General features: G+C 63.8%; 22 protein-coding genes and 1 pseudogene. 17 read left to right on the forward strand and 6 right to left on the reverse strand.

The window, feature by feature from the left end; translation table 11 throughout:
- The first annotated feature begins 239 nt into the window (after positions 1-239).
- The 3 genes from ACFRAU_RS22700 (at position 240) to ACFRAU_RS22710 (ending at position 2,197) form a co-directional block, all read left to right on the forward strand.
- Complete coding sequence (locus ACFRAU_RS22700) at positions 240-872, forward strand: isochorismatase family protein (protein WP_378001591.1); 633 nt, start codon at positions 240-242, stop codon at positions 870-872.
- A gap of 150 nt (positions 873-1,022) precedes the next feature.
- Positions 1,023-1,610 (forward strand): TetR/AcrR family transcriptional regulator, encoded by a 588-nt coding sequence (locus ACFRAU_RS22705; RefSeq protein WP_378001592.1) that lies wholly within the window; start codon positions 1,023-1,025, stop codon positions 1,608-1,610.
- A gap of 137 nt (positions 1,611-1,747) precedes the next feature.
- Positions 1,748-2,197 (forward strand): SgcJ/EcaC family oxidoreductase, encoded by a 450-nt coding sequence (locus tag ACFRAU_RS22710; protein WP_378001593.1) that lies wholly within the window; start codon positions 1,748-1,750, stop codon positions 2,195-2,197.
- 186 nt (positions 2,198-2,383) lie between these two features.
- On the opposite strand, the gene ACFRAU_RS22715 is transcribed toward ACFRAU_RS22710, so the two are convergent.
- A complete protein-coding gene (locus ACFRAU_RS22715) occupies positions 2,384-2,854 on the reverse strand; it encodes an SRPBCC family protein (RefSeq protein ID WP_378001594.1) in 471 nt (156 codons plus the stop codon).
- Positions 2,855-3,439: 585 nt separating this feature from the next.
- Between ACFRAU_RS22715 and ACFRAU_RS22720 the strand changes: the two genes are divergently transcribed.
- The 7 genes from ACFRAU_RS22720 to ACFRAU_RS22750 all read left to right on the forward strand — a co-directional run bounded on the left by ACFRAU_RS22720 (position 3,440) and on the right by ACFRAU_RS22750 (position 12,365).
- Positions 3,440-4,288: a PaaX family transcriptional regulator C-terminal domain-containing protein gene (locus ACFRAU_RS22720; RefSeq protein ID WP_378001595.1), complete on the forward strand. Its 849-nt coding sequence runs from the start codon at positions 3,440-3,442 to the stop codon at positions 4,286-4,288.
- Positions 4,289-4,381: 93 nt separating this feature from the next.
- Positions 4,382-5,956 (forward strand): FAD-dependent monooxygenase, encoded by a 1,575-nt coding sequence (locus ACFRAU_RS22725; protein WP_378001596.1) that lies wholly within the window; start codon positions 4,382-4,384, stop codon positions 5,954-5,956.
- On the forward strand, positions 5,949-7,985 hold the full coding sequence (locus tag ACFRAU_RS22730) for an acetate--CoA ligase family protein (RefSeq protein ID WP_378001597.1): 2,037 nt from the start codon (positions 5,949-5,951) through the stop codon (positions 7,983-7,985). The genes ACFRAU_RS22725 and ACFRAU_RS22730 overlap by 8 nt, the downstream gene beginning before the upstream one ends.
- Complete coding sequence (locus ACFRAU_RS22735; protein WP_378001598.1) at positions 7,982-9,655, forward strand: (2,3-dihydroxybenzoyl)adenylate synthase; 1,674 nt, start codon at positions 7,982-7,984, stop codon at positions 9,653-9,655. Before ACFRAU_RS22730 ends, ACFRAU_RS22735 begins: the two co-directional genes overlap by 4 nt.
- A gap of 9 nt (positions 9,656-9,664) precedes the next feature.
- Positions 9,665-10,786: a cupin domain-containing protein gene (locus tag ACFRAU_RS22740; RefSeq protein ID WP_378001599.1), complete on the forward strand. Its 1,122-nt coding sequence runs from the start codon at positions 9,665-9,667 to the stop codon at positions 10,784-10,786.
- Positions 10,786-11,616 carry a fumarylacetoacetate hydrolase family protein gene (locus ACFRAU_RS22745; RefSeq protein WP_378001600.1) on the forward strand — a complete coding sequence of 277 codons (831 nt, stop codon included), beginning with the start codon at positions 10,786-10,788 and terminating at the stop codon, positions 11,614-11,616. The genes ACFRAU_RS22740 and ACFRAU_RS22745 overlap by 1 nt, the downstream gene beginning before the upstream one ends.
- Positions 11,616-12,365: a maleylpyruvate isomerase family mycothiol-dependent enzyme gene (locus tag ACFRAU_RS22750; RefSeq protein ID WP_378001601.1), complete on the forward strand. Its 750-nt coding sequence runs from the start codon at positions 11,616-11,618 to the stop codon at positions 12,363-12,365. The genes ACFRAU_RS22745 and ACFRAU_RS22750 overlap by 1 nt, the downstream gene beginning before the upstream one ends.
- Positions 12,366-12,563: 198 nt before the next feature.
- Here ACFRAU_RS22750 and ACFRAU_RS22755 read toward each other — a convergent pair whose 3' ends face one another.
- The 5 genes from ACFRAU_RS22755 to ACFRAU_RS22775 are packed head-to-tail and all read right to left on the reverse strand — an operon-like array spanning position 12,564 to position 19,946.
- The gene (locus ACFRAU_RS22755; protein ID WP_378001602.1) at positions 12,564-13,820 is read right to left on the reverse strand and encodes a M20 family metallo-hydrolase; all 1,257 of its coding nucleotides are present in this window, start codon (positions 13,818-13,820) and stop codon (positions 12,564-12,566) included.
- 9 nt (positions 13,821-13,829) lie between these two features.
- Positions 13,830-15,545: an amidohydrolase gene (locus ACFRAU_RS22760; protein ID WP_378001603.1), complete on the reverse strand. Its 1,716-nt coding sequence runs from the start codon at positions 15,543-15,545 to the stop codon at positions 13,830-13,832.
- A gap of 28 nt (positions 15,546-15,573) precedes the next feature.
- Positions 15,574-16,980, reverse strand: coding sequence for a gamma-aminobutyraldehyde dehydrogenase (locus ACFRAU_RS22765; protein WP_378001604.1), 1,407 nt, complete (start codon positions 16,978-16,980; stop codon positions 15,574-15,576).
- Between the two features lie 12 nt (positions 16,981-16,992).
- A complete protein-coding gene (locus tag ACFRAU_RS22770) occupies positions 16,993-18,612 on the reverse strand; it encodes a thiamine pyrophosphate-dependent enzyme (protein ID WP_378001605.1) in 1,620 nt (539 codons plus the stop codon).
- Entirely contained in the window at positions 18,609-19,946 is a 1,338-nt protein-coding gene (locus tag ACFRAU_RS22775; protein WP_378001606.1) for an MFS transporter, read from the reverse strand. The genes ACFRAU_RS22770 and ACFRAU_RS22775 overlap by 4 nt, the downstream gene beginning before the upstream one ends.
- A gap of 144 nt (positions 19,947-20,090) precedes the next feature.
- Between ACFRAU_RS22775 and ACFRAU_RS22780 the strand changes: the two genes are divergently transcribed.
- The 7 genes and pseudogenes from ACFRAU_RS22780 (at position 20,091) to ACFRAU_RS22810 (ending at position 25,793) form a co-directional block, all read left to right on the forward strand.
- Positions 20,091-21,278 (forward strand): helix-turn-helix domain-containing protein, encoded by a 1,188-nt coding sequence (locus tag ACFRAU_RS22780; protein WP_378001607.1) that lies wholly within the window; start codon positions 20,091-20,093, stop codon positions 21,276-21,278.
- A 149-nt stretch (positions 21,279-21,427) separates the two neighbouring features.
- Entirely contained in the window at positions 21,428-22,777 is a 1,350-nt protein-coding gene (locus tag ACFRAU_RS22785; RefSeq protein ID WP_378001608.1) for an MFS transporter, read from the forward strand.
- Positions 22,774-23,184: a RidA family protein gene (locus ACFRAU_RS22790; RefSeq protein WP_378001609.1), complete on the forward strand. Its 411-nt coding sequence runs from the start codon at positions 22,774-22,776 to the stop codon at positions 23,182-23,184. The genes ACFRAU_RS22785 and ACFRAU_RS22790 overlap by 4 nt, the downstream gene beginning before the upstream one ends.
- Before the next feature lie 11 nt (positions 23,185-23,195).
- On the forward strand, positions 23,196-23,807 hold the full coding sequence (locus ACFRAU_RS22795) for an RraA family protein (protein ID WP_378001610.1): 612 nt from the start codon (positions 23,196-23,198) through the stop codon (positions 23,805-23,807).
- Positions 23,804-24,061 (forward strand): hypothetical protein, encoded by a 258-nt coding sequence (locus ACFRAU_RS22800; RefSeq protein WP_378001611.1) that lies wholly within the window; start codon positions 23,804-23,806, stop codon positions 24,059-24,061. Before ACFRAU_RS22795 ends, ACFRAU_RS22800 begins: the two co-directional genes overlap by 4 nt.
- Positions 24,061-24,269: pseudogene (locus ACFRAU_RS22805) on the forward strand (adenylate kinase family protein); the annotation flags it as partial. The gene ACFRAU_RS22800 and the pseudogene ACFRAU_RS22805, both read left to right, overlap by 1 nt.
- 951 nt (positions 24,270-25,220) lie before the next feature.
- Entirely contained in the window at positions 25,221-25,793 is a 573-nt protein-coding gene (locus ACFRAU_RS22810; protein WP_378001612.1) for a nuclear transport factor 2 family protein, read from the forward strand.
- Positions 25,794-26,511 lie beyond the last annotated feature (718 nt).

Below are 26,511 nucleotides of genomic sequence, written 5' to 3' on the forward strand. Positions count from 1 at the left end.
GAATTCGGCATCGCCGCTAAGAACGGCAGGGCGTTGCTGCCCTTATAACCAGCCCGTCCCAGAGCTGGGCCCGCGTGAGGGGAAGTTCGTGGTTGTTGTTCGATGGCAGGACATTCGAAACGTAGATCATGGCACCACCGTAAACCCCAAAAACATATTGGACCAATCGGTCCCGATAGTGGTATTGTTATTTCAGGACCAATCAGTCCAGTTATCTTGATTACCGAAGGAATGCCACCATGAGCTACGAACGACTCAACGCCGACAACGCCGCCATCCTGTTCATCGACCACCAGACTGGGCTGTCAAACGGCGTGCAAGATCAGTCCTACCCGGAGTACCTGACCGCCGTCACTGCTTTAGCCGAGCTGGCGAAGGCCTATGAACTGCCCGCTGTGATCACCACCTCCGCCGAGGATGGCCCGAACGGCCCGGTCCTGCCCGTCGTCGCCGAGAACCTTCCCGGCGCCCCGGTAATCAGGCGCCCGGGCGAAATCAATGCCTGGGACAACGCCGAGTTCGTCGCCGCCGTGGAGGCCACCGGCCGCAAAAAGCTCATCATCGCGGGAGTCTCCACGGACGTGTGCGTAGCTCTGGCAGCCCTGGCAGCCCTGGCAGCTGGCTACGAAGTCTACGCTGTCATCGACGCCTCGGGCACTTGGAACAAGCTGGTCCAGGAGATCGCCGTTGCCCGAATGGTCAAGGCCGGGGTCGAGCCGATGACCTGGGTCGCGGTGGCCGCGGAACTGCAGGGCGACTGGCGCGCCGATAAGGGCCAGGAGCTTGGCCGGATCATGGGCACCCACCTGCACTTCTACGGCAATCTCACTGCAAGCTTCGCCGCAGCCGCCCGCGTGTCAACGAACGCCTGACCTGCCCTCACAGGCCTGCCCCTAAACGACAGCCCCGGCCGCTCCTCGAGCGGTCGGGGCAAGCCGGGCACATTGAGTTTCATGAACCCGGCTATTGGTACGGTGGGATTCCAAAGACCATCAGGTCCGCAATAATGAGGAGCAATTCGCATGGCACGCCAACGGGAGTTCGACAGGGACTCCGTCCTGCAGAACGCCATGGGCGCGTTCTGGGAGCACGGCTACGAAGCGACATCCATGGCAGACCTGTTGAAGGTCACCGGGCTGAGCAAGAGCAGCCTTTACGCCGGGTTCGGTGACAAGCACGCCCTCTTCGTGGCGACCTACGACCTCTACCGCTCCCGCCGGGCCGAAAACATGGCACGGGTCCTCGCCGACCACCCGGCCCCGCACGGAATCCGGGCATTCTTCGAAGAGGTCATCGGAACGGGATCCAACGACTGGCAACGTTTCGGATGCATGAGCACCAACCAGGCCGCCGAACTGGCCCAATCAGACCCGGCCGTGTGCACAAGGGTTGCCGAGGACCACCAACTGCTGGAGGATGCCTTCACCAACCACCTCCGCGCCGGCCAAGACACAGGAACTGTACCCGCCGCCATCGACGCCCGGGCCGCGGCCAGTGCTCTGGTCACCGCATTCTCCGGCTTCCAACTCACCGTGCGCGCGGGGATGGACCGCACCCGGCTGGAACGGTCCCTGGCCTACCTCCTCGCCCCACTCGAAACACCGCCCTGAATAGTCCTACTCGAACCCGCGCAGCATCACGCCATCACGTTAGAAGGACTGCACACAATGCAGCGACACTGGACCAGCCGCCATTGCCGAACACGCAGGCCCGGTGCAGGTGCGCCTCCGCACGCTTGGCCGCGGCCATGATTGCCTCGCCCGAGGAAATCGCCGCCGGCTTCGCCGCAGCCTGGAACGCCACAGACGCCGGGCTCCTCTCGGAACTCTTCACCAAGGACGCCGATTTCGTCAACGTTGTCGGGCTGTGGTGGAGAACGCGCTCCCAAATCCGGGAAAACCACGCCTACGGCTTCCGCCACATGTTTCCCCATACCCTCATGACCCTAAACGAGGTCACCACGCGGGAGTTGGGCCCCGACGCCGCCGTTGTCCACGCGGCATGGACCCTCACCGGACAGATCACCCCGAGCGGCGAAACGGCCGGCGACCGGTCCGGCGTGCTCAGCTTCACCCTCAGCCGCCAGGCCGACGGCCACTGGCTCGCTGTCAGTGCCCAAAACACCGATCGTGTTCCCGGCGCCCAAACCTATGTGGCAGCAGGGGACACCCTGACCCCGGAGAACTACAAAGGATGAAGCCGCTCCCGGTCCCGATCTACCAGTCAGGGGTTCCGATGCGCTTTTCAACTTGCCCCACTCGCAACGGGCCAGCAGGACTTCAGGCGTCACCCGGACCGATTCGGCGAGGAGTCGCCACCGGGACGGACCGTACTGCCGTTGCTATTCCTCGACGAGTTGTTCCGGTTCGGATTTGGCCGCTCGTCAGGCAGTGGCTTCGGCTGAGCGAGTAACGCGATTCCGCACGCCCTGGAGCGTAGAACGGACGGCGTCCAGATAGTCCTCTTCCATGCGGTCGGCAAACTGCCGCTCCTGCACACTCCCGGCTTCCACCCCGTCTATAGCGATGCGGAAGGTGAAAGTCAGGACAGGATTGCCGTTTTCGCCAACGCCTATCTCATTATCGATGGTGCCGCGGGCGCTGCCATGAGTCCGGACGAAGTGCACGCGCTGCTTTGGATAGAACGTCACCACTTCCCGAACCGGCTGTCCCGCGTGCACGATCTCGCGCACGAGGCCCCCTTCGAAACTCTCGGTGACGGTGCACTCAGTAATGCTGGCAACGTACAGCAAAGGGTTTTCGGCCTTTTCAACCAAGCCCGCCCAGACGTCGTCAATGGTCAAGGTTGGCGTGGTCCCGTTGTTGACCGGAATGCTGCGACTAACTTCGATCATTTTCCTCACTCCATTGTTAGAGGTGCCGTGCAAGTGGTGGTGGCGGGTCGGGTGACCCGCACCACACACGAAATATACCGACAACTTCATCAAGGTGTCGACACTTACTGAACCTTTTGCGCCATTGCCTCTTGGGCCCTCCGTCCAAAATGAGCACGCAGGACTTGCTGCCTGACACCCAGGGGGGATCCTTCCTCTATGCGGCACTCGGACGCCGGGCCCCGGGAAACGAACTGAAGCGGATGAGAGTGTGTACAGCTCGGCTCCCCCCAGCGAGATCATCCAGGGTGCACAGCCGTGCTTGCGCCTACACAAATCTCGCGTTCTTGTGTCGTGGCCTGAGGGTCATTCTCTGCACGATGCCTATGGCGTCTTCCCTTGCTTTACGACAACCCTGCATGTTTCAGCACCGTAGACAGGGGCCCGACGCTCGTGGTGGCACTGGTTTCATGCTTCCGATGGGAATGCCGCAGCTGTCATGACCTTGATTCAGAGTCGTAACGTGAGCGCGTTGCCCGTACCTATACTTGTTACACGTTACTCGAGGCCGCCGGCAGGGTCCGGCGCAAAGACTTGGAGAGTCCCGTGCAGTGGAAACCCAGAGCACTCATCTTGGACCTTTTCGGAGATTATCTTCGGTATGCCGGCAGCGAGGTCAAGTTGGGAGATATCACCGCACTGCTGGCCGTTTTCGACGTCGAGCCTGCCACGGTGCGCGTAAACCTTTCACGCCTGCGCAAGGAGGGGTGGTTCACCACCCGGCGAATCGGGCGCGAAACGGTGTACTCCCTCACCCCTTACATGCTGGAAATTCTCGATGATGGGCGTGAGCGAATCTTCAGCCGACGGGATGAGGTGTGGGGTGGCCGGTGGACCATGGCCATCTATCAGGTTCCTGAATCCGAACGCGCAGTCCGTGAGAAATTGCGAAAGCAACTCTCGTGGCACGGCTTTGGCCAACTCTCACCATCCACTTGGCTTAGCCCGCATGACCTCATGGCCGAGGTCCGGCAGATTGCTGATGAGAATCCGCTCGCAAAAGTGGATGCCCTCTGGTGCGGAACAGGAGATGCCCGTGAGGACAGGGACCTTGCCGCGCGGTGCTGGGATTTAGATCAGTTGGGTAAGGATTATGAGCAGTTCCTCCAGACCTACGCCCCACTCAATGAGAGGGGACCCAATGCCGATAACGGCGGCCGAACTGCACTCATTGAGCGCATGCACCTCATTGGCGATTACAGGCGGTTCCTCTTCCGCGACCCCTACCTGCCCCGGGAGTTGGAGCCCCAGGACTGGCCTAGCCGCGAGGCCTATGGACTCTTTGGCGCCGTGCACCGCCAACTGGGGCCAGCCGCCACCGACTACGTGTCGAGCATCCTCGGCGAGCCGCTAAGGCATGGCCAGGAGGTAGCAGCAGCCCATCGCGTAAGATGAAATGTAACAAATAGTTGACGTTCAACAGAGATTAGTCACATACTGGCGGTGAGTCTTCTCGCACTGAATCCAATCTTTTCGAAGGTGACATTGATGGCACTTCGCGTAGCCTGCATTGGCGGCGGTCCTGGCGGACTGTTCTTCTCAACCCTGTTCAAGCAGACCGTTCCGGACGCCGAGGTCGTGCTGTTCGAACGCAATCAGGCCACGGACGCGTTCGGCTTCGGTGTGGTCTTCTCGGATGCGACCCTGAACCGGATCAATGACGCCGACCCGGTGGTCCGGGACGGGCTTCGCGACCACGGGACACACTGGAACGACATCGAAGTCCGGCTCAAAGGTGAAAAGAAGTCGTTCTCCGGAAACGGCATGGCAGCCATTTACCGGAAGACGCTCCTGCAACTGATGCAGGCACGTGCAGCGGAAGCGGGTGTCGACATGCGGTTTGGACAATACGTGCCGGACCTGTCACAGCTCGACAGTTTTGATCTAATCGTCGGCGCCGACGGAGCCAACTCCTCGACCCGAGTACAGCTCGGCGAAAGCCTGGGCCACACGGCGGAAACGGCAACTGCCAAGTTCATCTGGTTCGGCACCACGCACCTTTTCAAGGGCATGACCTTCCTGCACCGGAAGAGCGAGTTCGGTAACTTCGCCGTCCATGGCTACCCCGTCAGTGAAAACCTGAGCACCTTCATTGTCGAAACCGACGAGGAAACATGGCGCAAAGCCGGGCTGGACGAATTCGATGTCAGCCAGCCCCCCGGTCCTTCGGATCTGAAGACCCAGCGGTTCCTGGAAAAGCTCTTTGCTGAGGACATCGACGGTGAACCGCTAGTGGCCAACAGTTCCCGCTGGGCGAACTTCCGTACCCGCCGCACCCGTTCCTGGCACAAGGGCAACGTGGTCCTTCTCGGCGATGCCGTTCACACCGCGCACTTCTCCGTGGGCTCCGGCACCAAGATGGCAATGGAAGACGCCATTACTCTGGTCCGTGAAGTGGCAGCGAACCAGGACGACCTCGAGACTGCGTTCACTAGCTATGAAGCCGAACGCCAGCCGCAGGTCGCCAAGATCCAGAACCAGGCCCGCGGCGGGCTCAGCTGGTGGGAACACTTCGGCCGATACTACGACGCCTTTGAGCCGACCCAGTTTACGTTCCACTTCTTCACCCGCAGCATCGACATCGACAAGATCCGCCAGCGCGATCCCGGTCTGGTTGAGAGGGCGGAACAGGATTGGGCCACCCGCCATGGCAATGCTCCACTGGAGACGCCTCTGGTGACGGGTTCCGCCAAGTTCAAGGGACGTTTGCTGTCCCTGATCCAAGAGGGCGGTACGTTCGAATTGAAGGACGACGACGGCAGCCTGCCGTTGGTGACAGATCCAGCTGATGCGAATGCAAGCACCGGTCTCCTCCTCACGGCACCGGACCATGAGGAAGGTCTGCAGGCTGCACTCGAGCAGCTTCCGGGAAAGGCAGCCGCTGTGGTGATCCGGGGCGGCAGTCCGTTTACGCGGATCATGCTTTCCGAAGAGGCTCGACTCGGACGTGGTCTGACCAGCGTCATCGTGGATGACCGGGGCCCGGCGTCGATTCTGACCTTGGTCCTTTCCGGCCGTGCTGACGCCGTTGTTGCAGCCGGCCCGGAGGCGTCGAATGCATAACCTTGCCTCGCTCTTTGCACCCCGCGGCATCATCGTGGTCGGGGCGTCGTCGAGCCCCGAAAAGCTCGGCGCCGTCATGGCGCAGTCCCTGTCCAGCTACCCGGCCCCCGTGGAGCTGGTCAACAGCCGGGGTGAAAAAGGGATGCACACCAGCATTGCCGCGGCCGCGGCTGCCATTCCCGGCGGCCCTGATCTCGCCGTGTTGTGTGTCCCGGCTGCTGCCACCGCACAGGCTCTCAGGGACAGCGCCGCGAACGGTGCCAAAGCAGCGTTGGTCTGCGCCGGCGGTTTTGCAGAAGCCGGCGGTCCCGGCATCGAATACGCCTCACAGGTCGAGGCCGCTGTCCGGGAGACCGGCATCCGGCTGCTTGGCCCAAACACCTCCGGCTTCTTCGTTCCCCACCGCACTCTCCGCGCCAGCTTCGTCCCAGGTGTCGCCGAGCTGGAGCCGGGTTCGGTTGCCGTCGTCGCAGCCAGCGGAGGCGTCAACCATGTGCTGGCGTTCCATATGCAGCGATCCGGGGCGGGCGTCAGCCTGGCCGTCGGTGTCGGCGCCGGAGCGGACATTACCGCGCCTGATGTCTTGGACTATCTCATCACCGATGATCAGACCAAGGCTGTTGCCCTGCATCTGGAAACTGTTTCGGACGGTCCTGCCCTGATTGACGCCGTTTCCCGCCTGAGCGCCGTCAAGCCTGTTGTTGCTTTGGTTGTGGGGCGCAATGATGTGTCCGAGTTTGCCCAGTCCCACACCGGGGCGTTGGCCACGTCTTGGCGCACCACTCGATCCGTCCTTCAGCAGGCGGGCGCGGTGATCGTGGACGACGAGAACCAACTGGTTGCGGCCGTTACGGCCCTGGCAGGTCGCCGGCTCGCATCATCCGCGGACCCCGGGGTGGGCCTTATCACCGGCCAGGCCGGGCCTGGCTTGCTGATCGCTGATGCCCTGCACAGCGCAGGCGTGGCCCTCCCCCGCCTTGCACAGAGCAGCCAGGACACCATCGGCGCACTGCTCCCGCCGCTGACGTTTCAGGCCAACCCCGTTGACACCGGCCGCCCCGGCCCAGGCTACGAGCAAATCGTCGCCGCAGTGGCACAGGACCCGGCGATCGACCTCGTGGCGCTTTACGGCCTGACAGAACCAGTAACCGACCTCCCGCTGGCCGTGGCTACCTCCGGTGTGGCCGAGACTATGCCATTCCTCGTCGGCGTGGACGGCCCCGAAGGCGACCTGGAGCGAGCCCGCAAGTCTGCGCGTCAGCACGACCTTCCACTGATTTCAGGGCCCACCTCGTTGGCCCACGGTATCGCCGCCCTAGTGAACGATGCCCGAGGTCAATTCCAGAGGGCCCAAACTTCTCAGGGCGCCACAGCATGGCCGGATGTAGAAGGCCCATGGGATGAGAACCGGTCCAAGGAACTTCTCGGTGCGCTTGGCATTTCCACCCCCGAGCGGCGCGTCTGCAGCACCCGCGACGCTGCCCATGCGGCGCTGGCGGAGCTCGGCGATCCCGTCGCAGTCAAGCTGCTCGACGCAACCGTCCTGCACAAAACGGAAATTGGTGGCGTTCACCTTGGCGTCAGGACCCTTGAAGACATGGACCGGGCCTTGGCAGGACTCGAAGCCGCCGGCGCCCGCGAGTTCCTGGTAGAGGCGATGGTGCCGTCCGGGGTCGACCTTGTCGTGGGCGTCCGCCGCGATCCGGTTTTCGGACGGATCGTGGTTCTGGGGCTGGGCGGCACCGCTGCCGAAGTCTTCGCGGATATCTCCATCCGAACCGCGCCGCTTGCACTACGGGCAGCCGAAAGCATGCCCGCCGAGCTGCAGGCACGCGAACTCCTGTATGGCTTCCGCTCCGGCCCGATGCTGGACACGGCCGAACTGGCTGATCTCTTGGTCAGGCTCGGCGATGCACTCGTATCCAACCAGGCAATCGCGGAAATCGAAATCAATCCCCTCCGCCTGACCCACAACGGGCTCCTGGCGTTGGATGCAGTAGTTATCAATGTCGAGGAGGACATTCAATGACCAGCCACACCAGTGAAGGCACTGTCCCCTGGCCAGCAGACCTCGCTGCAGAATTCCGCCGAAAGGGCTACTGGGAGGACCGCTCCCTAGGCAGCTATGTCCTCGAGTCAGCCGACAGGCTTCCTGACAAGCTCGCCCTGGTAGACGGCGACGTCCGGATGACCTACGCCGAGCTTGCCAACCGGATGGACGCCACCGCCGAACGCCTCCTCCAACTCGGCCTCAAAGCGGACGACCGCCTCATGGTCCAGTTGCCCAACGGCTGGCAATTCGCCGTGCTCACGCTGGCCTGCTTCCGCGCAGGCATCGTCCCCGTCATGGCACTGCCGGCACACAGAAAGTACGAGCTGTCCTTCCTCACTGAACACTCTGAATCCCGTGCGATCGCGGTGCCTGACGTGATCAAGGATTTCGACCACCAGGCCCTGGCCGAGGAACTCGCTTCGTCAATTCCTTCCCTTGAGCTGATCCTCGTGTCCGGCGGCGCCAACCCCCTCAACATTCGCGTGGAAGAGATACTTGCACCCGGGAAGGATACTGCCGGTGCCCGTGCTCGGCTGGATGCAGCGGCACCGTCCGCCGATGCAGCTGCCCTGTTTCTCCTCTCAGGAGGCACCACGGGCCTCCCTAAGCTCATCGCCCGGACCCACAACGACTATGCCTACAACATCAGGGCGACGTCCGCACCAACGAACGTCACCGAGAACAGCGTTTATCTGGGTACCCTGCCGGCCAGCCACAACTTTCCGCTCGCCTGCCCCGGGATATTGGGCACACTCTTCGCCGGTGGCACCGTAGTCATGTTGCCCAGCCCCGAACCGCGCAAGGCTTTCGCAGCAATTGAACGGGAAGGCGTCACCCTTTCGGCGGCAGTCCCGGCCGTTGCCCAACGGTGGATTGAGTACCAGGAGAAAACAGGTGGCAACCAGCTGGCCAACCTGCAAGTCATCCAGGTTGGTGGTTCGCGACTGCCTGACGAAATTGCGCGGAAGGTGAAACCGGTACTGGGCGCGACGCTTCAGCAGGTCTTCGGCATGGCCGAAGGGCTTATCAACACCACCCGGCTGGACGACCCCGAAGACGTCATCTGCACAACGCAAGGGCGACCCGTATCCGAAGCCGACGAAATCCGAATCGTGGATGAAGCTGGAAATGATCTCCCCGACGGCGTGCCCGGAGCCATCCTGACTCGCGGCCCCTACACACCCCGCGGCTACTACCGCGCCCCTGAAGCAAACGCCCGAGCCTTCACCCCGGACGGCTGGTACGCTAGCGGCGACATCGTGGAACGCCGGCCGGATGGAAACCTCATCGTCCAGGGCCGTGACAAAGACATGATCAACCGTGGCGGAGAAAAAATATCGGCCGAGGAAATCGAAAGCCTCGTATACCGCATCGAGGACATCACCATGGCGGCAGCTGTCGCTATGCCCGATCCGGTGCTCGGTGAGAAACTCTGCCTCTACATCACCGTGAAACCGGGCACGGAGGTAACACTTGAACAGATTCAAAAGATGTTCCGCGAAACCGGCGTTGCTGCATTCAAAATTCCCGAGCGCTTGGTGGTCGTCGACGAGCTCCCTGCCACAAAGGTCGGCAAGGTCAACAAAAAAGAGCTCCGTGCCGACATAGCAGAACGGCTGGCTACTGCCAGCGCCCACTCTAAGTAGAGGATTGCCATGACTGAGAACATCACGCATGAGTCAGTTGCTGCCAGCCACGCCCTGCCGGAGCCCACGGCGGAGGAGGCTGCCCAGCTGGAGCAGCTCTACCGGGACTTCAACAAAGAGAACCTGATCCCGCTGTGGACCGAGATTGGCGACATGATGCCCATGGTCCCATCGCCCAAGGCGGTGCCGCATGTGTGGCGGTGGAACGACCTCTACCCCCTGGCTGCCCGCGCCGGTGGCCTGGTACCCGTGGGCCGCGGCGGGGAACGCCGCGCCATTGCCCTGGCCAACCCCGGCCTGGCCGGCACCCCGTATGCCACTCCGACACTGTGGGCGGCGATCCAGTACCTCGGCGCCCGCGAAACCGCTCCGGAACACCGCCACTCACAGAACGCGTTCCGCTTCGTGGTGGAGGGCGAGGGCGTGTGGACCGTCGTAAACGGCGACCCGGTCCGGATGTCCAGGGGCGACTTCCTACTGACGCCGGGCTGGAACTTCCACGGCCACCACAACGACACCGATCAACCCATGGCCTGGATCGATGGGCTGGACATCCCGTTTGTGCACTACGCCGACGCCGGGTTCTTCGAGTTCGGCACCGAGCGCGTCACCGACGAGGCCACCCCGGACATCTCCCGCTCAGAGCGGCTCTGGGCCCACCCCGGCCTGCGCCCGCTCTCCGGACTCGATGACACCACCAGCTCCCCCATCGCCGCGTACCGGTGGAAGTACACTGACGCCGCCCTGCGCGAGCAGCTGCTCCTCGAAGACGAGGGGCACCCCGCTACGGTCTCCCAGGGCCACGCCGCGATCCGGTTCACCAACCCCACCACCGGCGGGGACGTGATGCCCACCATCCGTGCTGAGTTCCACCGCCTCCGCGCCGCTGCCACCACGGATACCGTTCACGAGGTGGGCTCCAGCGTGTGGCAGGCCTTCGAGGGCACCGGCACCGTGGTCCTCAACGGTGAAACGAAGCGGCTGGCCAAGGGCGACCTCTTCGTTGTCCCGTCCTGGGCCGCCTGGTCACTGCAGGCCGACACCGGATTTGATCTCTTCCGCTTCAGCGATGCCCCCATCTTTGAGCGCCTAAACTTCAACCGCACCTACATCGAAGGACGCACCAAGTAATGAAACTCCTCACCCTCCGCACCGGCAACGGACAGGGCACGACGGCGGTCCGCCAGGACGGCGATACCCTCACCGAGATCCCCGGGTTCGCCGACGTCGGCGCCCTGCTGCAGGACCCCGCCTGGGAAACCGCGGCCAAGGAAGCCAACGGCGCAACGCACGCCCTCGACGGCGCCGACCTTGCCGCCGTCGTGCCTTCCCCGGGGAAGATCATCTGCGTGGGCCACAACTATCGCAACCACATCAAGGAGATGGGGCGGGAAGTCCCCGAATACCCCACCCTGTTCGCCAAGTACGCGGAATCCCTGATCGGCCCCAACGACGATCTGTCCCTGCCGCAGGAGTCGGACGCCGTTGACTGGGAGGCCGAACTCGCCGTCGTCATCGGCAAGACCGGCCGCCGGATCAGCGAAGCCGACGCCGCGGACCACATTGCTGGCTACGCCGTGCTGAATGACGTCAGCATGCGGGACTACCAGTTCCGCACCATCCAGTGGCTGCAGGGCAAGACTTGGGAGAAGTCCACCCCGTTCGGCCCCGCCCTGGTCACCAAGGACGAATTCACTACGGGACCCCTGATGACCTCCGCGGTGGACGGCGAAATCCAGCAGAGCACCCCCACCTCGGACCTGGTGTTCACCCCCGAATTCCTCGTGTCCTACATCTCCACCATCATCACTCTCAAGCCCGGCGACGTGATCGCCACCGGCACCCCCGGCGGCGTCGGCCACGCCCAAGACCCCAAGCGCTACCTGCAGGAAGGCCAGGTCCTGGTCACCACCATCGAAGGCCTGGGCCAGCTGAAGAACCGTGTGCTCAAGGAAGCCTGATGGTTGCCCGCCACGACCAGACGAAGGACCCGCGCCTGCAGGAACAACTCCTGCAGGCGCGGCGGGGCACCGCATTCTTCGCCCGTAAGCTCAACGAGCTGACAGACGCGGAACTGGACGGCGGCTCGCTGCTGCCGGGATGGACCCGTCGACACATCGTCGCCCACGTTGGCTACAATGCCCGTGCGATCGCCCGGCTGATCGAGTGGGCCGCGACGGGAGTGGAAACCCCGATGTACTCCTCTCCCGAGGCGCGCAACCACGAGATTGAGTTCGGCGCGACCCTGTCCCCCATCGCCCTGCGGCACCTCTTCGATCACTCCGCAGTGCACCTGAACGTCGAATGGCGCGACCTGCCCGCCGACGCCTGGCACCACAAGGTTAAAACCGTCCAGGGACGGACCGTCCCGGCTGAGGAAACGGTGTGGATGCGCACCCGCGAGGTCTGGATGCACGCCGTGGACCTGGACAACGGTGCCACGTTCAATGACATCCCGGCGCCTGTCCTCGAACGTCTGCTCACGGACATCACCGGCGCCTGGCACACCCGCGGCATGGACCAGGGACTGCTCGTCAAAGTCACCGGCACGGACCTGGCGTTCGGTGACACCAGAGCTGCGAACCCGACGGTCATCAGCGGGCCCCTGGCCGCCGTCGTCGAATGGGCCGCGGGCCGCGGCTCCGGCGTCACCGCTGTCCGCAAGAGTGCAGCGCTGCACGACGCGCCTGCGGCTCCGAAATGGATCTAAGCCACTGACCAAGCCGACGCGAGTAAGCGATTGCCTATGGCAGAACGGCCGAGGTGGCCGGGCCCTGGTGCTTGGAACTACCCACTGGATGAGCTGGGAGCCTCACCATCAGAGTACATTGACCTGATAGCGAGTTCCGAGGACCTCAAGGACCCATTTGGTTTCGTAGGTTCCCTTTGCCCCAATCGGCTCGTGATCTTAGGCCTCGAGGACCCCGTTGCAGAGCCGGTTGACTACTTCGGTGAGCATGGCGAGGCCCGCGACGATGTCCTCGTCAGTGGTGTATTCGTGTTCGTTGTGGGAGATTCCGTCCACACTTGGGACGAAGAGCATCACGGTGGGGACGAGGTCCTTCATGTTGATCGAATCGTGCCCGGCGAGGGTCATGACCTGCTTGCTGGAGAGGCCCAGGTCCGCGGCGACCTTGGCTGCGAGCTCCACCCCTTCGGTCTGATATGGCGTGACCGGCCAGGAGTGGGAGTGGTTCCGTTCCACCGAGATGTTGGCTGCCCGCTCAATCGCCGGTATCCGTTCATGGAGCAGGGCGTCTGCTTCGGCCAGGACTGACTCGTCGGCGCTGCGCAGGTCCAGCAGGAGGTTGACCCGGGATGGGACAACCACCGGTGAATTGGGGTAGACCGTCAGTTCACCCACCGAGGTGTGCAGCACACCGGGGAACCTGTCCGCCAGTTCGCGGGCGGCCACCACTAGCATGGAGGCGCCGAGGAGGGCATCTTTCCTGTCGGCGATCACGGTGGAACCGGTGTGCGCCTGTTCGCCGTGGACCACAAACTCATATTTGTTGGCGGCCCAGCTGGACTGTACCAAGCCGATGGTGATGCCTTCTCGTTCCATGCTGCGACCCTGCTCGATGTGGATTTCGGCGCAGTAGGCGGCGGTCGGCCCGTCGTAGTCGCCACGGCAACCGATGCCGTCCAGCGCCTCGCGGACGGTGATCCCCTGCGTGTCAGTGGTATCGAGGGCTGTTTCCAGGGCGAGTTTGCCAGTGTAGACGGAGGAGCCCATCATGGACGGCTTGAAGCGGGAACCTTCCTCGTTGAACCAGTTCACTACTGCAATGTTGAACTTCGGCATCGCCGTGCCGCTTGCCCACTTCTCAGCCAGCCGTAATGCCGCGTGGGCTGCGGCCAAGACGCCGAACGCACCGTCATAGCGGCCCGCCGTCGGCTGTGAATCCATGTGCGAGCCGACCACTACAAAGGGTGCCCCCGGCACGGCCTCGAGTAGGCCCCACTGGTTACCGGCGCGGTCGAACTTCACGGTGAATCCGCGGGCCTCAAGCAGGCCGGTCAGCCAGCGGCGCTGCTCGCCGTCGGCCGTGGTGGCTGCCTGGCGGTCCACGCCACCGTTTTCCGTGGCTCCGAACTGACTCATGATGCGGAAGTCCTCGACAAAGGCGGCGTCGGGGGCGGCGAGGGTGGGTGCTGTAGTCATGGTGTTCCCCTATGAACGGTGGTGGTCAATGGTGGATGAAGCGTTGGCCAGGCGGGCAGTCAGTGCGTCCGCCTGATAGGTAAGGGAGCCTCCGACGGCGGTGGCCAGGACGCAAAGGTCTGCAATGTTGGCAGTGGCCAGGGGCGATCCGGACAGGACGGTGAAATCCGCCAGTTTGCCGGGCGTCAGTGACCCCTTCAGGCCGTCGGCGCCAGTAGTTGCGGCCGCTCCGGTGGTGTAAGCGGCAAGTGCCTCGAATGGCGTGAGCCGTTCGTCCGGGTTGCCGAACACGCCGCCGGAGGCAATCTTGCGGTCCACAAAGGCTTGCATTCCGCGAAGCACGTTGCCGTCTGCGACGGGCCGGTCAGAGCTGTCGGCGACAGTGATGCCCGCGGCCAGGAACGACGCCGCACGGTAGGCCCATGCAATTCTTTCCGGTCCCAGCGAGGCCGTCATACCGTCCCCGCCATCGCCGAAGAAGCTGGCCTGCGGAGTCACGGCGATGCCGGCCGCTGCCATGGTGGCGAGCTGGTCCGGCCTGACTATGGAGGCGTGTTCGATCCGGTTTGGCAGTGTTCTGCGCCCGTATTTGGCGGAGCAGCCAGCCAAGATACTGATCGCCAAGTCCACCGCACGGTCCCCGATGGCGTGAGCGGCGATGGCCCAGCCCGCAGCGTAAGCAGCCTCGATCTTGACCCGAAGCTGGTCAGGGTCTGCCTGGAAGTAGCCGCGGTTGCCGGAGTTGTCCCGTTGGCCGTGACTGCAAAAATCCTCGCTGACGGCCGCGGTTTCGCCCAGCAGCGAGCCGTCCAGGAACACCTTCGCCGGGCCCAGCGACACGTAGTCATTGCCGAATCCGCTAGCCATGCCTAGATCGAGGCCCGCAGCCTCCCCACCAACGGCATCCGCTCCGGACGCTGCCCCGAACCCGTCCAGCGGGTGGAGCACGTCCAGCACCGGCATGAGCTGCGCCCGGGCATGCAGCCTCCCGTTCGCGGCGGCACGCTGGTAAGCGGCCAGTTCGACGGGGCTGTGGCCGATCCAGCCGCCGCCGATCCCGGCTTCCGTGAAGCTGGTGATGCCTTCTGACGCATAGTGCCGGGTGGCCCGGTCCAGCGCCGTTTCGATGGCCTCAAGGGAATACGGCAGGATCAGTTCCTGGATCAGCCGCTGCGCCGTTTCCTGGACCAGCCCGGTGGGCCCGCCGGCGGCGTCGCGGACTATCACGCCGCCGTCGGGATTCGGGAACGACGGCGATTCGGCGCCTGCCAGCCGCAGCGCGGCGGTGTTCACCACGGCCATGTGGCCGGAGTTGTGCCGGATGAACAGCGGCCGGTTAGCCGTGATCCGGTCCAGCACCCTAAGGTCCGGGAACTCGCCGCCGTGGTGCGTCTGACTGAAGCCGGTGGCCATCAGCCATCCGGTCTGCTTGCCGCCGGCCATGTCCGCCTCCAGCAGCCGGTACAGCTGGTCCAGGCCGCGTGCGCCGGAGACGTCCACTTCGCCGAGGCCCAGTCCATACCACGTAGTGTGGCAGTGGGCGTCGATGAACCCGGGAGTTACCGTGGCGCCGTCCAGGTCCAGTACCTCGGCCGCGCCCAGGCCGTCCAGGTCGTCGTCGAGGCCGACGATGCGGCCCTGCCAGACTCCCAGCGACACGGCGTGCGGGCGGCGGGCATCCATGGTGATGATGTCCGCGTTGCGCAGCAGCAGATCGAGTTTCATGGGGTACCTCGGGTCAGGAACGGGCGGGTTAGCGGTGGGAGGTGGTGACGGACTTGATGCGGGTGTAGTCCTCGAGTCCGAACACGGACAGGTCCTTGCCGGTGCCGGAGTGCTTGAAGCCGCCGTGCGGCGCCTCGGCCGGGATCACCTGGTGGCAGTTGATCCAGACGGAGCCGAAGTCGAGCTCGTTGGACACGCGGGTTACCACGCCGTGGTTGTCGGACCAGACGCTGGACGCCAATGCGTACTTGGTGCCGTTGGCCAGTTCGATGGCTTCCTCCTCCGTGGCAAACGGCTGCACGGTGACCACGGGACCGAAGATCTCGTCGCACACCACCTCATCGCTCTGGAAGACGCCGTCGATCACGGTGGGCTGGAAGTAGTAGCCGGTGCCGGTGCGCTTGCCGCCGGAGAGGACGCTGGCGTTGGCGGGGAGCCGGGACATGAAGCCCTCCACCCGCTCAAGCTGCGCGGCGTTGTTCAGCGGGCCTAGGTCGGCGTCGTCGCCGCCCACCTTAAGAGCAGAGGCAGCCGCAGCAAGGGCAGCCGCGAATTCACGGTGGATGGGCTCCTCCACCAGGACCCGAGTCACGGCGGTGCAGTCCTGCCCGGCGTTAAAGAACGCGCTGAGGGCCAGCTCGCGTGCCGTCTGCTGGATGTCGACGTCTGCGAAAACGATCGCGGGAGCCTTGCCGCCGAGTTCCAGGTGGACGTCCTTGAGCGTCTTGGCCGCGGCGGACATGACCTGCGCGCCGGCACGGGTGGAACCGGTGATGGAGACCATTTCCGGGATCTCGTGGTCCACCATGGCCGCACCGGCGTCACGGCCGCCGCAGACGATGTTAACGACGCCGGCCGGGAACACCTCCTGGGCCAGCTGGCCCAGGAGCACCGTGGACCACGGGGTGGTGTCCGCAGGCTTGAGGACCAGGGTGTTTCCGGCGGCCAGGGCCGGGCCGATCTTCCAGATGGCCATCATGAACGGGTAGTTCCACGGGGTGATCTGCGCGACCACGCCCAGCGGCTCGCGCCGGATGGTGGAGGTGAAGCCCTGGACGTATTCGGTGGAGGCGGTCCCTGACACCACCCGGCAGGCGCCGGCGAAGAACCGCAGCTGGTCCGCGCCGCGCAGGATCTCCAGTTCGCGGGTCGCGGCCCGGGGCTTGCCCGTGCACGCCACCTCGGCCTCCAGCAGGCGGTCCGCGTTGGCTTCGATGAGGTCCGCGAGCTGCAGCAGCAGCGCCTGGCGTTCGCCCGGCGTCGTGCGCTTGTAGCCCTTGAAGGCCTGCTGCGCGGCCTGGAAGGCGAGGTCGACGGCGGCTGCGTCGCTGTCCGGGGCGGTGCCGATCTGGAGTCCCGTGCTGGGGTCGAAGAAGGGCAGGCTGGCCGGGGCGTCAACGGCATGGCCGTTGATGATGTTCTTGAGCGTGATCACGTGGGGCTCCAGTCAGTTGCTCTTGGGGGAACGGATGGTGGGGTCCTGCGGCAGGTGCAGCACGGCCGGCAGACCGGATTCGACGGCGCGGCGGAACGCGGCGGCGAAGTCCTCGGCCTTCTCGATGCGCTCTCCGTAGCCGCCGTAGGAGCGGGCCAGCGCGGCGAAGTCCGGGTTGGTCATGTGCGTGCCGGATGGGCGGCCCGGGTAGTGGGCTTCCTGGTGTTCGCGGATGGTGGCGAAGATGCCGTTGTCCACCACAAGCACAAGGAACCGGGCCCCGTGGCCCATGGCAGTGGCGATTTCCTGGCCGTTCATCATGAAGCAGCCGTCGCCGGCCACCGAGATGACCTGCCGGCCCGGGTAGGCCAGGGAGGCGGCCACGGCGGCGGGGATGCCCATGCCCATGGCGCCGTTGCGCGGGGCGGCCAGGGAGTTGGCGTTGTTGTGCTGCAGGTAGCGGGCCGGCCACAGGGCGTGGTTGCCTGCACCGAAGGTGAGGACGGCGTCGTCGGCCATTTCCTGCTTGAGGATTTCCATGACGACGCCGAGGTCCACGCCCGTCCCCCCGTCAGGCTGGGCGGAGGAGAACTTGAGGTAGTCGGCGCGGGCGTCGGCGAACCAGCCGGCCGCCGGCCGCACGGCGGATTCCATGCCGGCCAGGACCGTGGAGAACGCGGTGACATCTGCGGTGATGTGCTGGTCCATCCGGCCGAAGTGGCCCAGCAGGTCGGCGTCGGCGTTGACCACCACGGTGTCGGCGTCGAGGCCGCGGGTGTATCCGTCGGAGAGGGCGTCGCCGCGGACGCAGCCGAGGAAAATGATCAGGTCCGCCGCGTCCAGCCGTGCGGCGTTGGCGTCGCTGCGGCCGTAGCCCAGGAAGCCGGCGTAGGCGTCAGAGCGGTGCGGCACGGCGTCGTAGGCGCGGAAATCGGCGAGGACGGGTACCCCGTGGCGGGCGGCCCAGCCGGCCAGTGCCTCACCGGATTCCTGAGTCCAGCCTTCGCCGCCCACCACGATGAGCGGCTTGCTGGCGGCGCCCAGCCGGGCCTCGAGCTCGGCCAGGTCCGTGGCGGCGGGCGCCGGCCGGGAGACCTTCCGCGGTTCCACCGTGCCGGCGTCGATGGCGTGGACCAGCACGTCTTCGGGAAGGCCGATCACCACGGGTCCGGGGCGGCCGCTGAGGGCGGTGAAGATGGCGTCGTCCACGACGCGGGCGGCGGACGCGGCGTCATCGAGCGTCACCACCTTCTTGGCCGTGCTGCCAAACCAGGCGTTGATGTCGAATTCCTGGAAGGATTCGCGGCCGCGGTCTGCCACGGGGATGAGACCCACGAAAAGGATCATGGGGGTAGCGTCCTGGTGGGCGGTGTGGATCGCGATGAAGGCGTTGGCCGCCCCGGGGCCCCGGGTCACCATGGCCACGCCGGGCAGTTCGGTGAGGCGGCCTTCGGCGAGTGCCATGAATCCGGCGCCGCCTTCGTGGCGGGTCACCACGGTTTCAATGGAGGAGCCGTGCAGGCCGTCCAGGACGTCCAGGAAGCTTTCGCCGGGTACACCGTAGACGCGATTGACGCCTGCACGCTCGAGCTGGGCGACAATAAGGTGCCCGGCGGTGGTTGTTGTGCTCAATGCTTCATACCTTCTTCTTCGATACTGACGGCCGGCAGGACCATCCCTGAGAGTGCGGTCAGGACCGACACAACCAGCAGGATGATGGCCCCGGGCCAGAATGAATTGCCACTGGCAGCCACGAGGGCTGTGGCGATGAGTGGAATAAAGCCGGAAATAACACCGGCGCTGTTGGAGGTGATGGCTACGCCGGTGTAGCGGACACGGGTGGCGAACAGTGCTGTGAGGGCGGTACCCGAAACGGCATAGGGAACAGATAGGGTGGCCACTCCGAGGATCATGGCGCCGATGACCAGCACGGGGTTCGCTGTGTCGATGGCCAGGAAGACCGGGACGGCCACAAGCGCGGAGGCCACGCCGCCCCAGAGGATCACCTTGCTGGCGCCGTACTTCTCACCCATGCGTCCGGCCCAGATCAGGACGAAGATCTCGAAGACCGCGGCGAGGAGCGAGCCCAGCAGCAGGGTTTCGTAGGGCATCTTGAGGATCTTGGTGCCATAGAAGACCACAAAGCTGGTGATGAGGTAGAAGCCGCCGATGCCCAGCAAAGCGGAGCACATGCCCACCAGGATCTGGCGCCAGCTCTTGGTCAGGACGCCTCGGATGGGGGCGTGCTCGGTCTCGCCGGACTCCATCACGGCCTCGAACTCAGGCGATTCGCTGAGCTTGCTGCGGATCCACATGGAGATGGCAAGCAGCGGGATGGCCGCGACGAACGGGATGCGCCAGCCCCAGGCGTCGAAGCTGGTCTGGCCCACCAGGTAGAGCATGCCGAAGAAACCGCCCGAGGACAGGATCGTGCCGATCGGGGAACCGATCTGCGGCAGCGCCGCGTAGCGTGCACGCTTGGCAACGGGGGCGTTTTCGACGGCGATAATCACGGCACCGCTCCACTCGCCGCCTACTGCCAGGCCCTGCAGGATCCGCAGTGCCACCAGGATGACGGGAGCTGCCACGCCAATGGTCATGTAGTTCGGCAGCAGCCCGATGAGGCCGGTCACGACGCCGATGCCCACGATGGTGACCATTAGGATCTTCTTGCGGCCTACCTTGTCACCCAGGGAGCCGAAAATGAATCCGCCGATGGGGCGCGCCACGAAGCCGACAGCCAGGGTGGCGAAAGAGCTCATGGCGGCTACAAAGGGGTCCTCGGAAACGAAGTACTGGGCATTGAACACCAGGGCTGCGGCGGTGGTGAACAGGAAGAAGTCGTACCACTCGAGGGCTGTGCCAACCAGGGCTGCCAGGGCCACCTTGCGGGTGACACTTTCATCTACGATTCTCAGCGCCGGGTGATCCGCCCCCGTGAGCGCCTTGCTGTCATTGCTTGCCATGATTACTCCAGATAGATGCCGACCGTGCGGGTGGACCGCCTGTCTCGTGATGCGGCTCACCTTTGCGCCTGAACCCATTCTGCCAGTAGGTTCGTCCAAAAAAACTAGCAATGCACCACGCGGTAATGGTTCTAGAATGTAGAAATGCACAATGATCAGGACTACGGCGCCCGATGGGGAGAGCTGGTGGAGCGGCTGCACGGCCGCGTCGATGAATTGGCGGAGCTGTTTATGGCGCGGGTGCAGGAGATCCCCGAGTACGCCGGCAGGACCGTGGGAATCGAGGAACTGCGGGACACGGCCCGTGAGACCTTCCGCCGCCTCGTGGACGGACTGCGCGACGAGGAACTTCAGCTGTCCGGACGCAACGGCGACAGTGATTCGCTGATGCGGTTCTCGTTGGAACTCGGCGCGAAACGAGCACGGGCCGGCATCTCCCCTGAGGCACTCACGTCGGCCGTCCGATTGGATTTCAGCATCCTGTGGGAGGACCTGCTGCAGATCTCTGAGCCTCAGGACGCGGCCTTGCTCACGTCCAGGGTGGACCGGGTATGGCGCGTGGTGGACGAATTCGCCGCGCATACACATTCGAGCTATTCAGCCGAGCGGGTCCGCATGGCGCAGGAGGAATCCAACATCCGGCAGGAGTTCATCACGCGGCTGTTCAGCAAGTCCGAGCTCTCGGCGGACACCATCAGCCAGGCGTCGGCCGCCCTGGTCACTGATCCAGATGCCCGGTACTCGATCGTGGCCGCCAGCGGGGAGGCAGCGTCCAGGCTTCGCGCAATTGCGCAGGCCCCGCAGGCTTCGCAGCGGCTGTTTGTCCACGAATTCGGTGGCAGCACGTATGTCTTCTGGGCGCTCGGCCCGATCACCGATGGCGGCAGGCAACCAGCGGGGCCGGCGTTTATCCCGGCAGGTATTGCCGGGATCCCGTGCGGCTATGTGGAAAGTTTCGCGGGGCTGCGCGCCCTTCCGTCGGCCGCCCGGACTGCCGAGCGGTTGGCGTTGCTCCTTCAGCCGTCAGACCGGGGTCCCCTTACGGCCGCGGCGGCCTGGGCGAGGCTGGCCAAGCAGCAGCTCCAGGATGCCGGCCTTGATCTGTGGACGGACCTGGATGCGGCGCTCTCACCCTGCCGCGGCGGAGAGCGCGAACGCCTGGAGGAGACGGTTCGCCACTTCCTGTCCACGGGCAACATCACCACCACGGCCCAAGCCCTCTTCTGCCACAGAAACACCATCCTCAACCGGCTCAACCGATTCCAGGATCTAACCGGGATCCATCTTGCCGTTCCCACACAAGTGGCAAGGCTGGTAGTGGCGTGGGCCTGAGACTGTCGGCATACAGGGCGGTTGTGTGAACTCACATTTATCGACGATTTCTGGTGGATTTTTTGCCATTGAAGTGTGATGGCTGACACAGAATAGTTGGTAACTACCTTGCATCGGACAATCGTCCCCGCACCCCATCTGGAGAACTGATGGCCAACACGGTAGAAACCACCGCCGCTGCTACGGCACGGCTGGACCTCACAAAAATGCGCAAAATCGCCCTCGCGAGCGTCATCGGAACCACCGTCGAGTGGTACGACCTCTTTGTTTTCGGAACAGCTTCCGCTCTCGTCTTCAACAAAATCTTCTTCCCCAGCTTCGACCCGCTGGTAGGCACCATGCTCGCGTTCGGCACGTTCGCCTCGGCCTACATCGCCCGCATGGTGGGCGCCATCATCTTTGGCCATTTCGGGGACCGGCTTGGACGCAAATCCATGCTCCTGATCTCGCTCCTGACCATGGGTGCCGCCACCTTCGCCATCGGCCTCCTGCCGGACTACAACAGCATCGGCATCATGGCCCCCCTGCTCCTCCTGTTCCTCCGCGTCATCCAGGGCCTTGCCCTCGGCGGCGAATGGGGCGGAGCCGTACTGATGACAGTGGAGCACGCTCCGCCAACCCGTCGCGGCTTCTACGGTTCCCTCGTCCAAGTTGGCGTGCCCGCCGGCACCCTGATCGCCAACGTGGCGTTCCTGATCGTGGCCTCGAGCGTCAGCACCGAAGCCCTGCAAGCCTGGGGCTGGCGAATCCCCTTCATGGCATCCGCACTGCTCGTGGCAGTGGGCATCTACATCCGGCTCCACATTGAAGAAACCCCGTCCTTCCAGGCTGTGAAGTCCGCTGGCGCCAAGGCCAAAATGCCGTTCGCCGTGCTCATGGCCAAGTACTGGAAGCAGGTCATCCTGGGCGGCGTCGCCACGCTCTCCACGGGCAGCACGTTCACCCTCCTCGTCGCGTCCGGCGTCTCCTACGGCAAGAAGGAACTCGGCCACTCCGAGAGCCTCATGCTGTGGGTCGTCCTCGCCGCCTGCGCCCTGTGCTTCGTCCTCATCCCGCTCTTCGGACGACTTTCGGACAAATACGGACGCAAACCCATCATCTTCGCAGGCGTGGCAGCCGAAGCAGCTTTGGCCTTCCCCATGTTCTGGCTGATGGACACCAAGTCGGTGGCACTGCTCTTCGTCGCCTACCTGGCCATGATGACGGCGTTCGCCGCCAACTACGGCCCCATCGCCACATTCCTGGCTGAGCTGTTCGGTTCAAAGGTCCGCTACTCTGGCCTGTCCGTCGCGTACATGCTCTCCGGACTCCTGGGAAGCGCCGCGACACCGTTCATCACCACCTGGCTCCTGGGCATCACCCACCAAAGCTCATCGATCGCCTGGTACATCATGGGCGCCGCGCTGGTCTCCCTCACTGCGCTCGTGATCCTGACGGAAACCCGCCACGGCAACATCGACGCCGTCGATGAGTCCCCCGTAGAGGCGGCAGCGAAATGACGGCAATCTCCCCCACGGAAACCATCCGGCGGATCGCTGACGTCCCCGGCGGGGCGGCCGCCGTCGGGCCCTTCTCCCAAGCGGTGGTGGCCAACGGGTTCGTCTTCACTACAGGGCAGATCCCAGCCATCACCGGGCTGGACGACCAGCCGGAATCGTTCGCCGACCAGGTGCGCCAGACCATCCGGAACCTGGAGTCCGTGCTGAAGGCCGCAGGGTCCAACCTGGAACACGTGGTCAAAGTGAACACGTACCTCACCGACCCCGGCCAGCTCGAGGCGTACAACCGCGTTTATGCAGAGTTCTTTAGCGATGCTAAACCGGCACGCACCTCCGTCTGCGTCAGCCTTTGGGGCGTTTCCCTGGAAATCGAATGCGTTGCCGTCGTGGCTGAGGCCGGACAGTGAACAGCGGGGCCTTGGCGGACACACACGTCCTTGCCGGACTGGAGGCAATCAGTTACCCCACGATCGGGCACTTCCTTGAGGACGGTTTCCTTGACCCGGCCATCCAGTCGCTGCTCGACGGCGTGAAGGTGGCAGGCCCGGCAGTAACTGTCAGGATCGTGGGCAACGACGCCATTGCCATGAACCGGGCCCTGCTCGAGCTCTACCCCGGAGCGGTGCTGGTGGTGGACATGGACGGTGACCGCCGTCACGCCCCCGTCGGCGCAGTGACAGCGGCGGCCGCCAAGGCTCAGGGTGCCGCCGGCATCGTCGTTGACGGCGTGGCCACGGACCTGCCCGAGCTGCGGACCACTGGGCTTCCGGTGTTCGCCCGTGGCACTTCGTGCCTCACGACCAAGCGCCTGCACGGCACGGAGTCCGCCGTCGACGTTTCAGTGACATGCGGCGGCGTGAACATCAATCCGGGCGATTGGGTCCTCGGGGACGACAACGGCGTCATCGTGCTGTCCCAGCAGGAGGCGGCAGCCGTCCTTGAGCGGGCACTGGCCTCTGACGCGGCCGAGCCGGAACTGCTGGCACGGATCGCCGCAGGTGAACCGCTCGGGACGCTGCTGCCGCATTGAGCTGTTTACCCGACGCCGGGCACGGCTTCCTGCCCGGCGAGGGCCAGCAGGGCGGCCGCAGCGTCACGCGGCTTCTGAAGATCCAGTCCGGTGTACTTCTCAAAGAAGCAAGCCTGTTCACCACCGTGTTGGCTTCGACTGCGGATCCCTGCCCGCCGTCGTCCAGTGGCAGCAGGCCGCCCGACGGCGGCGTCACCGCCGTCGGCAACGGAGCAGCGCTGGACCATACGCCTGCAGCTCCGAATTGGATCTAGCCAAGACATACATGGATGCGGGCGACTTCCTTCCGGACCGCCTCCAAGAAGCCGACGTCCGGGACGGCTTCCTGCTCGACGGCTACCCGCGCACCACCGCCCAGATCGACGATCTCGATGACATCCTCGCAGGCAGAAGCTCGACCTCGTCCTGCAGCTCACAGCCGACGATGGGGAACTCGCGGCTCGGCTTCTAGGTGCGAGTAGGATTTGACGTCCTCGCCACCGGGAACATCACAATCGACCCTACTTGGGCCTCTTCAAATGGGCACGGACTGCCGTCCCGGAAGCGTTCATCCAGCCCCTACTCCTCGCGTACGCGACCATGGAATCAAACCCCTGCACCCATGCAGAGTCCTTCACCGGCACCTGTGCTCAACCAATCCATATTGATGAACACATGGCTTCCGGTAAGTTCCCCGGCTCCTGTGTGAGCCAGGGCAGCTGCGAAAGCAGCATCCGTTAGACCGGCAGGCACTACAACATGTAAGCGCCGGAGACCGTCCAGTCGGCCAGCGGTCTGGTGGCAGCTGCCTGTGACTACAGGGGCATCGAGCAGCTGCTTCGGCTCGAGCATTTGTTGCCAATTCACGAAGGGGTCGAGGACCCCGGCTCCCTGGACTGCGATTCGGACGTCGGTGACGCTGCTGAGATCCATCAGCGCGCCAGCAAGGCGATTCAGCTCATCAGTGAGAACTCGGACGCGTTCCTTGTCAGAGCTGTCCTTCGGTAAGACAGCAGGAGCGATCCCCATGGCCATGGCACCGAACCCGGAGTTCTCGACATGGTTCGTCGTAACTCGTCGAGGCGCTTCTCCAAGAAGTTCAATTACTCGCCGTTCGTCCGGACGTCCATGTGTCCTTTGATTCAGTCGTGGCGTTCGAGCCCAAACGCATTCGTACGCCGTACACAAGGCCTGCCTGTCGACTCCGGATATGACGGCGGAGCCCGCTCGACGTCACTTATCAGCCCGCCAAGGCAAGCGTGCTCAACGTGGATCGTGAGTTCAGGCTTATTGGGCAAAGAGGCTGTTCTGGTGAGTGGGACAGGGTATTCCCTCAACACTCAATTGCACATAGCTTCGACTGTGCAGGGAATCAAGACGAGCAGCACCTTTAAGACCACAACTTGTCAACGAAGACATACGAGGAAGAAACAATTGGAACATTCAAATAACGTCGCACTGGAACTGCAAAAAGTCCAGGAGAGCACGGCCGGCCGTTTGTCGCGGAGTGACGAAGCGATCCTGGCCGAACTTATCGATCGCCAGCGGATCAGCGAAGTAATGCTGCGCTTTGGCCGCGGACTCGACCTTCATGACTGGGAAATGTATGCCGCGACCTTGGACGATGAATTCGAAGTTGATTTTTTTGACCTGACCGGAAACCCTGCGGCTGTTACCACCCCTGATGCATGGTCGCGCTTTGCAAAAGCCTGCTTGGAGAAGCTGGTCGTAATGCATCAGTATTCCAACTTCCATATCAATCTTCGTGGAGATGAAGCAGATGGCGTGTTCTATCATGTGTCACGGCACCGGCTTCCTAATCGCCACGGGGATGATCACTACACCCAATATGGCTGGTACGAGAACACCTTCCGTAGGACCAGCGAAGGATGGAAGATCAGCAAGCTTTCGCATAAATTCCAATGGTGCGAGGGTAACCCCACGCTGATCGATGCCACTGATCCGGAATTCAGGGCGGCTGCTGCGGAAATCTTCGGGGTCGACTGAGCCAGGGCCGACGTGATCAGGCAAAACTCTTCCACAATGGCTGACAAACTTCGAGAGCGAGGGGCCTAGGAGGTATATTGTTGCGCCTTCACCTGGTTGCGGTCCTGTTGCCAAGGTCGTATGAAGATGCTCCTGTTCCCCACGACATCCTGCTGGATAGACGAGATTAATGCGTCTTTCAGGGGCGTGTCGGTGACGCGTGATTGGGGCCAAAACGCAATGGACCCCTCTGCGGCTGAGTACACACGCAGCATGGGCATGCCCGTGCTGCGTGTGTAGTTGGCCGACAACGTCGCAGTAGCCATCCGTGACCGCCGGTTGCGCCGGTCACAAGAGCCCTTTGTTCTTCCGAGACAACCCTCAGAGGCTCTTCGGCGACGCCAACCAGAGAGTCGCGGCTATTCTCCGCACGCTCTAAAGCGACCCGGCACCGTTGATGGCCCGATTCATATCGGGAGGCCATTTCAATGGCCAGTCAGCCAACTTCCAAACCTTCCGCGGCAGCAAACGGCTTCAACGGGGCGAGATGATGGCTAGGGGTGTTCGGTTCGGACTCAGACCCAGTCCCCATATCGTGGGACAGGTGGCCGAGAACGAAAGTCTTGCCGGCCAGCTGGAATTGTCTGAAGCGGAACTGCTTTGCCTGGTGGTGGCCCAGCAATAGCTCGGACACTCCTCCGAAGCGAGGTGGGTCCGGTCCGCCCGGACCCATCTAACA

It is taken from the genome of Arthrobacter sp. NPDC056691 (assembly GCF_042791415.1).
Classification (GTDB): Bacteria; Actinomycetota; Actinomycetes; order Actinomycetales; family Micrococcaceae; genus Arthrobacter.